We start from the raw sequence: 12,264 nt of genomic DNA on the forward strand, positions 1-12,264 counted from the left end.
TCGGGCGGCCTGGTTGCAAGGGCTGGCGCCGCCCGCGAAGGCAGCGCGCCGCGCCCACCTCGCGCTGCAGCAGCTTCCCGTCCGCAACAGACTATTCATCCATGAGCGCCTTGAAAATCTACAACACGCTGGCGCGTGAAAAACAGGCATTTGTGCCGCTTCAGCCGGGCAAGGTGCGCATGTACGTGTGCGGCATGACCGTATATGACTATTGCCACCTTGGTCATGCCCGCGTCATGGTGGTATTCGACATGGTGCAGCGCTGGCTGCGCGCCTCCGGCTTCGAGGTCGACTATGTGCGCAACATCACCGATATCGACGACAAGATCATCGCCCGCGCGGTGGAACGCGGCGAAACCATCGCCCAACTGACGCAGCGCTTCATTGCCGCGATGGATGAGGATGCCGCCGCGCTCGGTGTGCAAAAGCCGGATCACGAGCCGCGCGCAACCGCGTATGTGCCGCAGATGCTGAGCCTGATCGAAACGCTGGAACAGAAGGGCCTGGCATACCGGGCGAGCGATGGCGACGTCAATTATTCGGTGCGCGACTTTCCTGCCTACGGCAAGTTGTCGGGCAAGTCGCTGGACGATTTGCGCGCCGGCGAGCGGGTGGATGTAAATACCGGCAAGCGCGATCCGCTCGACTTTGTTTTATGGAAGGCTTCCAAGCAGAACGAGCCGGACGAAGTCAAATGGAATTCTCGCTGGGGCTCCGGCCGCCCCGGCTGGCATATCGAATGTTCGGCCATGTCCTGCGAACTGCTGGGCGCGCACTTCGACATCCACGGCGGCGGCCAGGATTTGCAGTTCCCGCATCACGAAAATGAAATCGCGCAATCCGAGGGCGCTTCGGGTCAGACCTTCGTGAACTACTGGATGCACAACGGTTTCGTGCGCGTCGACAATGAAAAAATGTCGAAGTCGCTGGGCAATTTTTTTACGATCCGCGAGGTGCTGCAGCAATACGACGCCGAGGTGGTGCGCTTCTTCATCCTGCGCGCCCACTACCGCAGCCCGCTGAATTATTCTGATGCGCACCTGGACGATGCGCGCCACGCCCTGTCCCGGCTGTATATCGCGGTGAAGGAGGTGGTGCCGGATGCGTCGCCGCTGGACCAGACGGAAGTCCACGCGCGGCGTTTTGCCGACGCGATGAACGATGACTTTAATACCGCGCAGGCGCTGGCGGTGTTGTTTGACTTGGCCAATGAAGTCAACCGCAGCCGTTCAGCCGCCTTGGCGCGCCAGTTGCAGCAGCTCGCGGGAGTGTTGGGCCTGCTACAGCGCAATGCCAATGATTTTTTGAAAGGCCGTAAACCCATGTCGCCGGCAACCGAACATGCCGCTCCGGCTGAGGTTTCAGCGCAGGAAGAAAAAATTCTGGCAACGATTGCGGCGCGGACCGAAGCCAAGAGGCAGCGCGATTTCGCCGCGGCCGACCGCATCCGCGCGGAACTGTTGGAGTCCGGAATCGTGCTGGAAGACAAGCCGGGCGGCATCACCGAATGGCGGCGGGCATGACGCGCATGGTGCCGGCGATGGGCTGCGGCGTTCCGCACTACTGGGAAGAGGCCAAGGTCGAGTTGATGAAGCGTGACCGCATCATGAAGAAATTGATTCCGCAGTTCGGCGACCTGCATCTGGTCGGACGCGGCGAACCGTTCACCACGCTGGCGCGCTCGATCGTCGGCCAGCAGATTTCGGTCAAGGCGGCGGAAAGCGTATGGCAGAAATTCTTGCAGGCTTGTCCGAAATGCACGCCGCCGCAGGTGCTGAAGGCGGGCCATGAAAATCTTGCCGCTTGCGGGCTGTCCAAGCGGAAGGCGGAATATATTCTGGATCTGGCCGAGCATTTCAAGGCGCGTCGTCTGCATGTCGACAAATGGGTCGAGATGGATGACGAGGATGTGATCGCGGAACTGGTGCAGATTCGCGGCATCGGCCGCTGGACAGCGGAGATGTTTTTGATATTTAATTTGCTCCGGCCCAACATCCTGCCGCTGGACGACTTGGGGTTGATCCGCGGCATCAGCGTCAATTATTTTTCCAGCGACCCGGTATCGCGCAGCGATGCGCGCGAGGTCGCGGCCAACTGGGAGCCGTGGCGTACGGTCGCCACCTGGTATCTGTGGCGCAGCCTCGACCCGGTTCCGAGCGACTATTGAAACGAAAGAAGTCCGATGACAAAAACCACTTTTTTATCCTTTGAGCAGCCGATTGCCGAACTGGATGCCAAGATCGAGGAATTGCGCTTCGTGCAGGACGATTCGGCGGTCGATATCTCGGAAGAGATCGAACGGCTGTCGAAAAAAAGCCAGCAGTTAACCAAGGATATCTACGCCAAGCTGACACCGTGGCAGGTATCGCAGATCGCGCGCCATCCGCAACGTCCGTATACGATGGATTACGTGAACGAGATTTTTACCGATTTCCATGAGCTGCACGGCGACCGCAGCTATGCCGACGACCTGTCAATCGTCGGCGGACTGGCCCGTTTTAATGGCCAGTCGTGCATGGTGATCGGCCATCAGAAAGGGCGCGACACCAAGGAGCGTGCGCTGCGCAACTTTGGCATGCCGAAGCCGGAAGGCTACCGCAAGGCGATGCGCCTGATGAAGCTGGCGGAAAAATTCGACCTGCCGGTATTTACCTTCGTCGATACGCCCGGCGCCTTTCCCGGCATCGACGCCGAGGAACGCGGGCAGTCGGAAGCGATCGGCCATAACCTGTACGTGATGGCGGAACTGAAAGTGCCGCTGATCGCCACCATCATCGGCGAGGGCGGCTCGGGCGGCGCGCTGGCGATCGCGGTCGGCGATGCGGTCCTGATGCTGCAATACGCAACTTACTCGGTGATTTCGCCGGAAGGCTGCGCCTCGATCTTGTGGAAGACTTCGGAGCGCGCCTCGGATGCGGCCGAAGCGCTTGGCCTGACCGCGCATAGGCTGAAGGCGATCAACCTGATCGACAAGATCGTGCATGAGCCGCTGGGCGGCGCGCACCGCGATCCGAAGCAGATGGCTGCCTTGCTGAAACGGGCGCTGGCGGATGCCTTGCGCCAATTCCAGGGCGTCAAGACCAAGGATCTGCTGGCGGCGCGCCACGAGAAACTGATGAGTTATGGAAAATTCAAGGAAATCGCCGCGCAGGAATAAGCGCGACGGCTTGCCGCTCGTATTTGAACGCGCGCTGGAAGCAATTCTGGCGCGCGTTTGTCTTTCCGCGCCCGGCGCGGCGCCGGCGCTGGCGGTGGCCTATAGCGGCGGCGTCGATTCTTCGGTGCTGCTGCGACTGGCCGGACAATTTACCCAGGCGCGCGGCTTGCCGCTGTATGCACTGCATATCCATCATGGTCTGAGCGCCAACGCCGATGCCTGGCTTCAGCATTGCCGCCATGAAGCCGTGCGCCAGTCGATTCCGTTTCACGCCGCGAAAGTCCAGGTCAGCCAGTCCGATCCAAGCGGCGTGGAACAGGCGGCGCGCGTCGCTCGTTATCGAGAACTCGGCATTCTGTGCCGCCAACTGGGCGCCACGCTGTTGCTGACCGGGCACCATCAGGACGACCAGGCGGAAACGGTATTCCTGCATATGATGCGCGGCGCCGGCCTGCCGGGCCTGTCCGGTATGCCGGCGCTGCAACAGGACAGCGCGTTGCTGGGCGGCGGCATTGCCCTGGGGCGGCCGCTGCTCGCCGTGCCGCGCGGCGTGCTGCAGCAAGCCGCGCGCGAACTGCAACTGGCCCATGTCGACGACGAATCAAATGTCGATCTGCGCTATCGCCGCAACGGCGTGCGCCATAAGCTTTTTCCTGTGGTGGCAAGTGAATTTCCCGCCTTTTCGCCCTGCCTGGCGCGCGTCGCCACGCACATGCAAACTGCGCAACGCCTGCTAGACGAAGTAGCGCAGGCCGATCTGCTGGTCTGTGCGGCTGGCCAGGGCGGCGAGGCGCTGGAGATCGCAGCGCTCCAGCGCCTGTCGCCGGATCGACTTGGGAATCTGCTGCGCTACTGGCTGGGCCGGCAGGGGTTGCGCCTGCCAAGCAGGGCGCGGCTGGAGGAAATCCGCTGGCAAATGCTTGAGGCTGCCGCCGACCTGCACCCGTTCTTCGATTTCGGCGCGGTGCAGTTGCGCCGGGTTGAAAATCGGTTGGAACTGCACCCCGCGCCGACGACGCTGCCACTTGGCACGTTGCGCCTGCAATGGCAAGGGCAGGCGGCGATCGAGGTGCCGGAGTGGGGCGGCCGGCTGGTTTTTCGATCGACGGCCGCTCCAGGCCTTGCGCCCGAACTCTTGAGGGGCGGAACGCTGCTGATTTGCCCACGCAGCGGTTCCGAGCGCCTCAAGCCGGCCCTGAACCGGCCATCCAAAAATCTCAAGCATTTGTTCCAGGAGCGGGCGATCCCGTCTTGGCAGCGGCCGCGGCTGCCGCTGGTGTATCTCGACGAACGATTGGTGTTTGTCGGCGGTATCGGGATGGATGCGCGTGTCGTCACGGCCAAGCCGGGGATCGCCCTGCAGTGGCTGGCCGAGATTGGAATGCCGTCCGCGCATGAACCGGGGTGAGCCAGTCGCAGCGGCTGTCATGTGCCGCCAGCGATTGCGGTAGCGTTATATACTCTATCCTATCGCGGCGTATTCCGATTATTTTCTCTATATTTTTTCAATATACCCGGTATTTTTTGGTATTGATTGACTGCAGAAAATTGGGTGTGGCTGAGTACCGGGTGGCAGCCTCATGGTGTGACGGCAGGACAATCACCGGCAGCGTTCCTCCACAATGGCGGCCTGTGCGCATCGTCCGCGCCTGGCCGCAAGCGCTCTCATCACGCCCACCGTGCGCGGGCCTTGTTATTCTGCGCTGCACAATGTAAAGTTAAAGATTGTTTGCGCGCCTTTTTCCTTCCTTTTCCTTCTCCAAAATGGCCTTATTCGTTCATAAGTACGGCGGCACGTCGATGGGTTCGACCGAGCGCATCAGGAATGTCGCCCAGCGTGTCGCCAAGTGGCACAGTGCCGGCCACCAAGTCATCGTCGTCCCTTCCGCCATGTCGGGCGAAACCAATCGCCTACTCGGACTGGCCCGGGAAATCGTGCCGCAACCGGATCTGCGCGAGCTGGACATGCTTGCCGCCACCGGCGAGCAAGTGTCGGTCGCATTGCTGGCCATGGCCCTGCATGCGCTTGGCAAGAAGGCCGTGTCGTACGCCGGCTGGCAGGTTCCGGTGCAGACGGATTCCGCGCACACCAAGGCGCGGATCCATTCGATCGACGACACCAAGGTGCGACGCGACTTGGACGACGGCAAGATCGTCATCATTACCGGCTTTCAAGGGGTCGATGAAAACGGCAATATCACCACCCTCGGGCGCGGGGGTTCGGACACCTCGGCGGTGGCGGTGGCTGCAGCGATGCAGGCCAGCGAATGCCTGATTTACACCGATGTCGATGGCGTCTACACCACCGACCCGCGGGTGGTACCGGAGGCGCGCCGACTGGATACGGTCACCTTTGAAGAAATGCTGGAAATGGCCTCGCTCGGCTCCAAGGTCCTGCAAATTCGATCGGTCGAATTCGCTGGCAATTACCACATGCCGACCCGCGTCCTGTCATCGCTGACCGATCCGTTAATACCGCTGGAGGAGGAAGCACGCTCCGGCACTCTGATTTCGTTTGAGGGAGATACCAAGGTGGAACAAGCCACGATTACCGGCATCGCGTTTAGCCGCGATGAAGCCAAGATTACCGTCAGGGACGTGCCGGATCGTCCCGGCATCGCCTACCAGATTCTGGGCCCGGTGGCGATCGCCAACATTGAAGTAGACATGATTATCCAGAATCAGTCGGTCGACGGCAAAACCGATTTTACGTTCACCGTTCCGCGTGGTGACTATGCGCGGGCGCTGGAGATCCTGAACAATGGCGTCAAGGCGCATATCGGCGCTGCCAGCGTGGCCGGCGACAACAAGGTGTCGAAGGTGTCGGTGGTGGGCGTCGGCATGCGCAGCCATGTCGGGATTGCGTCGCAAATGTTCCGTACCCTGTCCGAGGAAGGAATCAACATTCAGATGATTTCCACTTCCGAAATCAAGATTTCAGTTCTGATCGACGAGAAATACATGGAACTGGCGGTGCGTGCCTTGCACAAGGCATTCGGTCTCGAAAGCAACTGATTGCGGGCATCGGGCGGTAGAGTTTCATTGACCAAGTCCGCCTGAAAAGCTATCATGCGAAGCCTTGTTGCGGCGCCCCCGCCACAACAGGCAATGGAGACGTGGCCGAGTGGTCGAAGGCACTTCCCTGCTAAGGAAGCATACGGGCTTAAACCTGTATCCAGGGTTCGAATCCCTGCGTCTCCGCCAGCAATACCAAGCCCCTGACTTGTCAGGGGCTTTTTTATGCCCGATACCTTTGTCCGGGGCGATTTCGGCAGTTCAGGTTTGAGGGTTGCAGAAGCCGTGATCATGCCGCGTCCCTCGGCATTTCAAGTCCAGTTGTCCATCCCTTGGAACTAAAATATCGGTCCGCTGGTGTTATCGATACCGATTTCAGTGCGCGTCAAAATGGTAAAGTACCAAACAAGGCGAGACTGATTTTTTGGTAAATGCCTTTCGAACCCGAAAGGGGCAGGCGGGGAAATGGAAAACAAAGACAGGAATATGGCGTTGCTAAAGGACTTGATGACCGTGCCGCCAATGACTGCTGAGCAGCACGCCGCGATCATGCGCAAACGGATTGAACAGCGGCGCATGGTCGAAGAGGCCAGGGAGCGTACCGACCTGGACAGCCAGCCGTTTGAAGAGCAATAGCCAGCAAAGTCACGCGCTCAGTCGCCGTAGGCGGCTTACACCTTAAAGGGTTGACAGCCGCGATGCGTGTGCGCCTGTGCACGCACCATCTCGCCCCGTCGATCTGGATTCCGGGAAATTCCAGCACCTGGTATAGCTCACACGACCTCGATGTAGCGCCAATCCGGCCAAGCGAGGGCATCGGTGAACTATCCCTCAAAAAATTTTCACGACGCCCTAAAGTTCTGATTGCATGGGTCGTTAAAGGGACAGCGGCCGTGTCTTGTAGAAATTTTTAAAAATTCTGCTTTTCAGCCCAAAAGTTTCCAGAAATGCAGTCGTTAATAATGCATAGACTGACAGATTGTTGTTTTATTGTTATTTTTTCTGGCGGTGTTTTTGTCGGAATTACATGACGGTGTAAAAATTACGCAGAAAATATTTTAAATCTAACCTACCTTTCATGATGGATTTGGCCTGAAGCACAAGTTTTATAAAAGGCTCAAGATCCGCTCCAGTACTCGGTTCCGTCTCTTTTTCAGGAGGGGCGGAATATATGTTTTTCTATGCTTGTAGGAGAATTTCCTACAGGCATGCCTTATTGCCCCCTACAAGAAATACCGAGCGAAGCCAATTTCTGGCTTTGGCGTCTGGTTTCAGAATGCAGTCACTGGCGGAATAAACAGCCAAACAGCACTGACCGGACGGGAGAGGGATATGAACACCAACGACATGATGGCCGAAATTCGCGATGCGAATCTGGGGTACTTGATGCTTGCGCAGCAAATGATCCGTTCCGACAAGGCCGCTGCCGTATTTCGTCTTGGTATCAGTCAGGAGATAGCCAATCTGATCGAAGGCTTGAGCAATAGTCAGATACTGAAACTTGCGGGCACTAACATGATGGTGGCTCGTTTTCGTTTCGATGACGGTGCCATTCTTGGTCTGTTGACCAGCCACGGCAAAGACAAAATGCTGGCCCAGTCACATGCTGCTATCTTGATGGCTGGCCAGCCAGTTGAAGAAATTGTTTGATGATCAATGCGGCAGTCGGCATCCATTCCGTGAGCGGGACACGAACAAATGATCAAGAAAAGCGTCGTCACTGAAGCGCAGGAAATCCAACTGGCCATCGAATTGATCAATCTCGGTGCCAGATTGCAATTGCTGGAGGCGGAAACCACGCTGTCACGCGAACGGCTTTTGAAGCTGTACAAGGAATTGAAGGGAGTATCGCCGCCAAAGGGCATGCTGCCATTTTCAACGGATTGGTTTGTCACTTGGCAGCCGAACGTGCACTCCTCGCTGTTCATCAATATTTACACCTATCTGACCACGCATGCCTCCGTTTCAGGAATTACGGCAGTGGTCAAGGCATACAAGCTCTATCTGGAACAGATTGGTCACAGCGGCAGCGAAGAACCGGTGTTGTCTTTGACCAGGGCGTGGACCTTATTGCGTTTCTTTGAGAGTAAGATGTTGACGACAACGCCGTGCAGCGAATGTGGGGGGCATTTCGTGGTGCATCATCTTGATTTGCATGATCACTACTTTTGTGGCCTTTGCCGTATGCCTTCCCGTGCCGGAAAAACCAAAAAGGCTCGACAGGCCATATCCGCCCCTCTTCCTTTGGTTGCCTGATCTGTAAATCAAGTTCAGAACCCTCAACCTGACCGCACAGCCATCGGGATGAAGGCTCAGCCGCGCCAGTCAGCATGGCAATTGCCTGCTTGGCGTGCGTTGATGATTCAGTGCGCTGTTGCTGTTGTCACGGTGGCCATTTTTTTGCTGGCGAGGGTGATCGGGCTTGATATCCCCGTCCTCCCGTTCCTGATATTCCAAGGTACGATTGCATCGGTCGCGTCGCGCAAGGTCCAGCTTGCGCCATGGTGGATGCCTATCCAATTCTTTTTCCCCATCGCGATTTGGGCTGCGCAGTCACTTCAACTGCCATCCGGATTTTTCCTTGCGGGCTTCATTTTCCTAGCAATATTTTACTGGACCACTTTTCGTACTCAGGTGCCCTTTTATCCATCCCGACTGGCGGTATGGGCTGCCGTCGATCGCTTGCTGCCGGCAGGTCGGCCATTGAGGGTGCTGGATGCCGGCAGCGGGGTAGGCGGAATGATCGTTTATCTGGCTGAGCACCATCCCGATGCATGCTTTACCGGTATCGAGGCGGCGCCATTGCCGTGGCTAATCAGCCGCACCCGAAAGGCTCTCGGTTCAAGCAACAGCCGCTTTATATTCGGCGATTACAATCGTCTTGATTTTTCCGAGTATGACGTTCTGTTTGTCTATTTATCTCCCGCCGCGATGCCGTCGTTATGGGAAAAGGCTCGGGCAGAAATGCGTCCCGGGACACTATTGTTGAGTCATGAATTCCGAATCCCGGGAATTGACCCGCAGATTCGGCTGCAGCCGGAAGAGACCGGTCCGATTCTGTACGGCTGGCACATGTAATTTGAGTAATGCGTATGGTACATTGCCATACGGCATCTCAAGTTTCGGGGGGGCGGGTCGTAACCGACTGGTGTCATTCTCCGGGATCGTAGCCATTTTCCAATGAAATCCCACAACTGTTCTTGGTCAAGCCTGTAAGGGCAGGTTGGCAAGCGGATCTTGCCGTTCAACTGGAGTTGCAGGTTTGTTAGTCATATTTGGATACCTGATTGTCATTGCTGCCGTGTTCGGCGGATTCGGCCTTGCGGGGGGCCATTTCGCGGCATTGCTGCAACCGGTAGAGTTACTGATGATTGGCGGCGCTGCAATTGGTTCTTTTTTGGTCGGCAATAACAGCAAGGCGATCAAGGCCACTTTGCGGGCCCTGCCGGGCTTGTTGAAGGGATCAAGATATACCAAGACGCTGTATATGGAGCTCATGGCGCTACAGTTCGAAATATTGAGCAAGGTGCGCAAAGAAGGATTGATGTCAATTGAAGGCGATATCGAGGTGCCGGCGGAAAGTGCGATTTTCAGCAAATATCCCGGGGTGCTGGCCGACCATCATATCGTTGAATTCATGACCGATTATCTGCGCTTGATGGTCTCAGGCAACATGGATGCGTTTCAAATCGAAAATTTGATGGATAACGAGATAGAAACGCATCACCACGAAGGTGAGATCCCGGTACATTGCCTGGCAAAAATGGCCGATGCAATGCCTGCCTTCGGCATCGTGGCAGCCGTCATGGGAGTGGTGCATACCATGGAGTCGGTTGGCTTGCCACCCGCGGAATTGGGGATATTGATTGCCCATGCGCTGGTTGGCACTTTTCTCGGGATTTTGCTGGCTTATGGCTTCATCGGACCGCTTGCCACCCTGCTGGAGCAGAAGCTGCACGAATCGACCAAGATTCTTCAATGTCTCAAGGTAACCTTATTGGCCAGCTTGAATGGATATGCTCCAGCGCTGGCTATCGAATTCGGACGAAAAGTTCTGTTTTCGACTGAGCGTCCATCCTTCCTCGAGTTGGAGGCCCATATCAAGGCGTCTAAAACCAGGTAACGGAACGTCTCATGGCCGACGAAGGACTACGTCCGATCATCATCAAGCGGGTTAAAAAGGCGGGTAGGCGGACTCATGGGGGGGCATGGAAAATTGCCTACGCCGATTTCGTCACGGCGATGATGGCGTTTTTCTTGCTGATGTGGTTGCTGGGTTCGACTACCAAAGGGGACTTGCAGGGAATCGCCGAGTATTTCAAGACGCCACTCAAGGTGGCAATGGCTGGCGGTTCCGGTAGCGGCGACAGTTCGAGTGTGATTCCCGGAGGAGGGCGCGACCTCAGCCAGCGCGATGGCCAACTCAAGAAGGGCGAAAATACGGTTACCAAAAAAACCTACAATTTGAAAGCGGCCGAGGCGGCGCTTGAGCGGGTGGAAGCAGAGCGTCTGAAGGCGCTAAAGCAGCGCATCGAGACCTTGATCGACAGCAATCCCCTACTGAAACAATACAAAAATCAGCTACTGATTGACATTACTTCCGAAGGTTTGCGGATTCAAATAGTCGACGAAAAAAACCGTCCGATGTTTGCGCTGGCCAAGGCTGAACTGCAACCCTATACGAAAATTATTTTGCACGAGATCGGACAGGTGTTGAATGACGTACCGAACCGGATCAGCTTGTCCGGGCACACTGATGCCACAGTATATTCCAGTGGGGAAAAGGGCTACAGTAACTGGGAGTTGTCAGCCGATCGCGCCAACGCATCGCGCAGAGAGTTGATTCAGGGCGGGATGGATGAGGCGAAAGTTTTGCGCGTGGTAGGGCTTTCTTCCGCGGTATTGTTTGACAAAAAAAATCCACTGAACCCGGTAAACAGGCGTATCAGCATTATCGTGATGAACAAAAAGGCGGAAGAAGTGGCATCGCAGGACGGCGGAACAGTAACCGTTGCAAACGAGACTGAAATTCAGCAAGGCATAACTGAGACGGTCGGGAATTGATTCGCTGCCATTGGGACGGGCGAGTTGACGACAACAGGACGGTTCTATGACAACAAAAAAATTGTTGAATTTGCAATTGAAGCGCCTGCTGGCCAGTGTCGCCGAACATGGTAACCAGCACTTGAGCCAGATCGAGGCCGATTTGCTTCAAACCAATTTCCTGCTGGCTGGGGCAATTGGGAAGTTGAATGCCAGTTTCATGGCAATTCATGCATCAATTTGCGCCCAGCAGAAAATTGTCGAAAGATTATTGGAGCGACATGTAAGTGATGGAGATGGGTATGCTGCGCGTCTGGAGGCGGAATCCGCCGAGACGGATATCCATTTGAACGCGGTTGTTACCGCGCTTCAGTTTCATGACATGACGAATCAGTTGATTGGCAGAGCCTTGCAGCGGATAGCCGGTTTGAGCAAGGTGCTGGAAACTTTAGGAACCAGCAGTTCCGGAATGATGGCGCAAACCGGCATTGAGGAAATTGTTGGGTTGCTAAACGACGTCAATCTGTTGCTTGAACAGCAGAGCGGAAAACTGGAAAGCGATTTATGGAAAGCGGTTGGTCAGACTCATATGGAAAGCGGTGATATTGAATTGTTTTAGTGATTGATCAGTAATCATTCGAACAAATATCCCGTAGCAAAATGAAAAATGCAGGAGAGGAAATGTCAAAAACAATACTTGCAGTCGATGATTCAGGCTCACTTCGGCAAATGGTGGTGTTTAGTCTGAAGGCTGCTGGATATCGGGTGACCGAGGCGGTGGACGGCCAGGATGGTTTGGAAAAAGCCCAACAGCAAACGTTTGACCTAGTGCTGACAGATCAGAACATGCCGCGCATGGATGGCCTGGCCCTGATTCGTGCGCTACGCAAGATCTCGAATTACCAACGGGTGCCAATTCTGATGTTGACGACGGAATCGAGCGATGACATGAAGGCAAAAGGGCGCGCGGCCGGGGCTAACGGCTGGCTAGTCAAGCCGTTTGACCCACAACGTCTGACGGAGGTCGTCAAAAAGGTGATTGGTTAACG

General features: G+C 56.2%; 13 protein-coding genes and 1 tRNA gene. All 14 read left to right on the forward strand.

Features of this window, described 5'->3' with window-relative positions; genetic code table 11:
- Window positions 1-101 precede the first annotated feature (101 nt).
- Window positions 102-1,523: a cysteine--tRNA ligase gene (gene cysS, locus ACK2VC_RS16175; protein ID WP_486731403.1), complete on the forward strand. Its 1,422-nt coding sequence runs from the start codon at window positions 102-104 to the stop codon at window positions 1,521-1,523.
- Window positions 1,520-2,167: a DNA-3-methyladenine glycosylase family protein gene (locus tag ACK2VC_RS16180; protein ID WP_486731404.1), complete on the forward strand. Its 648-nt coding sequence runs from the start codon at window positions 1,520-1,522 to the stop codon at window positions 2,165-2,167. The genes cysS and ACK2VC_RS16180 overlap by 4 nt, the downstream gene beginning before the upstream one ends.
- 15 nt (window positions 2,168-2,182) lie before the next feature.
- Window positions 2,183-3,157, forward strand: a complete 975-nt coding sequence (locus tag ACK2VC_RS16185) for an acetyl-CoA carboxylase carboxyltransferase subunit alpha (RefSeq protein WP_486731405.1) — start codon at window positions 2,183-2,185, stop codon at window positions 3,155-3,157.
- Window positions 3,158-3,167: 10 nt separating this feature from the next.
- Window positions 3,168-4,565 carry a tRNA lysidine(34) synthetase TilS gene (gene tilS, locus ACK2VC_RS16190; RefSeq protein ID WP_486731406.1) on the forward strand — a complete coding sequence of 466 codons (1,398 nt, stop codon included), beginning with the start codon at window positions 3,168-3,170 and terminating at the stop codon, window positions 4,563-4,565.
- Between the two features lie 356 nt (window positions 4,566-4,921).
- Window positions 4,922-6,172, forward strand: a complete 1,251-nt coding sequence (locus ACK2VC_RS16195; protein WP_486731407.1) for an aspartate kinase — start codon at window positions 4,922-4,924, stop codon at window positions 6,170-6,172.
- A gap of 95 nt (window positions 6,173-6,267) precedes the next feature.
- Window positions 6,268-6,361, forward strand: a tRNA-Ser gene (locus tag ACK2VC_RS16200).
- Window positions 6,362-6,637: 276 nt separating this feature from the next.
- Window positions 6,638-6,808 carry a hypothetical protein gene (locus ACK2VC_RS16205; RefSeq protein ID WP_486731408.1) on the forward strand — a complete coding sequence of 57 codons (171 nt, stop codon included), beginning with the start codon at window positions 6,638-6,640 and terminating at the stop codon, window positions 6,806-6,808.
- Window positions 6,809-7,504: 696 nt separating this feature from the next.
- Window positions 7,505-7,822: a flagellar transcriptional regulator FlhD gene (gene flhD / locus ACK2VC_RS16210; RefSeq protein WP_486731409.1), complete on the forward strand. Its 318-nt coding sequence runs from the start codon at window positions 7,505-7,507 to the stop codon at window positions 7,820-7,822.
- A gap of 48 nt (window positions 7,823-7,870) precedes the next feature.
- Complete coding sequence (gene flhC / locus ACK2VC_RS16215) at window positions 7,871-8,428, forward strand: flagellar transcriptional regulator FlhC (RefSeq protein WP_486731410.1); 558 nt, start codon at window positions 7,871-7,873, stop codon at window positions 8,426-8,428.
- Between the two features lie 48 nt (window positions 8,429-8,476).
- Window positions 8,477-9,250, forward strand: coding sequence for an SAM-dependent methyltransferase (locus tag ACK2VC_RS16220; protein ID WP_486731411.1), 774 nt, complete (start codon window positions 8,477-8,479; stop codon window positions 9,248-9,250).
- Between the two features lie 184 nt (window positions 9,251-9,434).
- Complete coding sequence (gene motA, locus ACK2VC_RS16225) at window positions 9,435-10,295, forward strand: flagellar motor stator protein MotA (RefSeq protein WP_486731412.1); 861 nt, start codon at window positions 9,435-9,437, stop codon at window positions 10,293-10,295.
- Window positions 10,296-10,306: 11 nt separating this feature from the next.
- Window positions 10,307-11,236: a flagellar motor protein MotB gene (gene motB / locus ACK2VC_RS16230; RefSeq protein ID WP_486731413.1), complete on the forward strand. Its 930-nt coding sequence runs from the start codon at window positions 10,307-10,309 to the stop codon at window positions 11,234-11,236.
- 46 nt (window positions 11,237-11,282) lie between these two features.
- On the forward strand, window positions 11,283-11,834 hold the full coding sequence (locus ACK2VC_RS16235) for a chemotaxis protein (protein ID WP_486731414.1): 552 nt from the start codon (window positions 11,283-11,285) through the stop codon (window positions 11,832-11,834).
- A gap of 62 nt (window positions 11,835-11,896) precedes the next feature.
- Entirely contained in the window at window positions 11,897-12,262 is a 366-nt protein-coding gene (locus ACK2VC_RS16240) for a response regulator (protein WP_486731415.1), read from the forward strand.
- Window positions 12,263-12,264: the final 2 nt, after the last annotated feature.

The organism is Herbaspirillum sp. WTB6, assembly GCF_057457785.1.

Coding starts and splice junctions, on each gene's coding strand:
- cysS (WP_486731403.1), top strand. CDS start 102: ATGAGCGCCTTGAAAATCTACAACACGCTGGCGCGTGAAAAACAGGCA.
- ACK2VC_RS16180 (WP_486731404.1), top strand. CDS start 1,520: ATGACGCGCATGGTGCCGGCGATGGGCTGCGGCGTTCCGCACTACTGG.
- ACK2VC_RS16185 (WP_486731405.1), top strand. CDS start 2,183: ATGACAAAAACCACTTTTTTATCCTTTGAGCAGCCGATTGCCGAACTG.
- ACK2VC_RS16195 (WP_486731407.1), top strand. CDS start 4,922: ATGGCCTTATTCGTTCATAAGTACGGCGGCACGTCGATGGGTTCGACC.
- ACK2VC_RS16205 (WP_486731408.1), top strand. CDS start 6,638: ATGGAAAACAAAGACAGGAATATGGCGTTGCTAAAGGACTTGATGACC.
- flhD (WP_486731409.1), top strand. CDS start 7,505: ATGAACACCAACGACATGATGGCCGAAATTCGCGATGCGAATCTGGGG.
- flhC (WP_486731410.1), top strand. CDS start 7,871: ATGATCAAGAAAAGCGTCGTCACTGAAGCGCAGGAAATCCAACTGGCC.
- ACK2VC_RS16220 (WP_486731411.1), top strand. CDS start 8,477: ATGAAGGCTCAGCCGCGCCAGTCAGCATGGCAATTGCCTGCTTGGCGT.
- motB (WP_486731413.1), top strand. CDS start 10,307: ATGGCCGACGAAGGACTACGTCCGATCATCATCAAGCGGGTTAAAAAG.
- ACK2VC_RS16235 (WP_486731414.1), top strand. CDS start 11,283: ATGACAACAAAAAAATTGTTGAATTTGCAATTGAAGCGCCTGCTGGCC.
- ACK2VC_RS16240 (WP_486731415.1), top strand. CDS start 11,897: ATGTCAAAAACAATACTTGCAGTCGATGATTCAGGCTCACTTCGGCAA.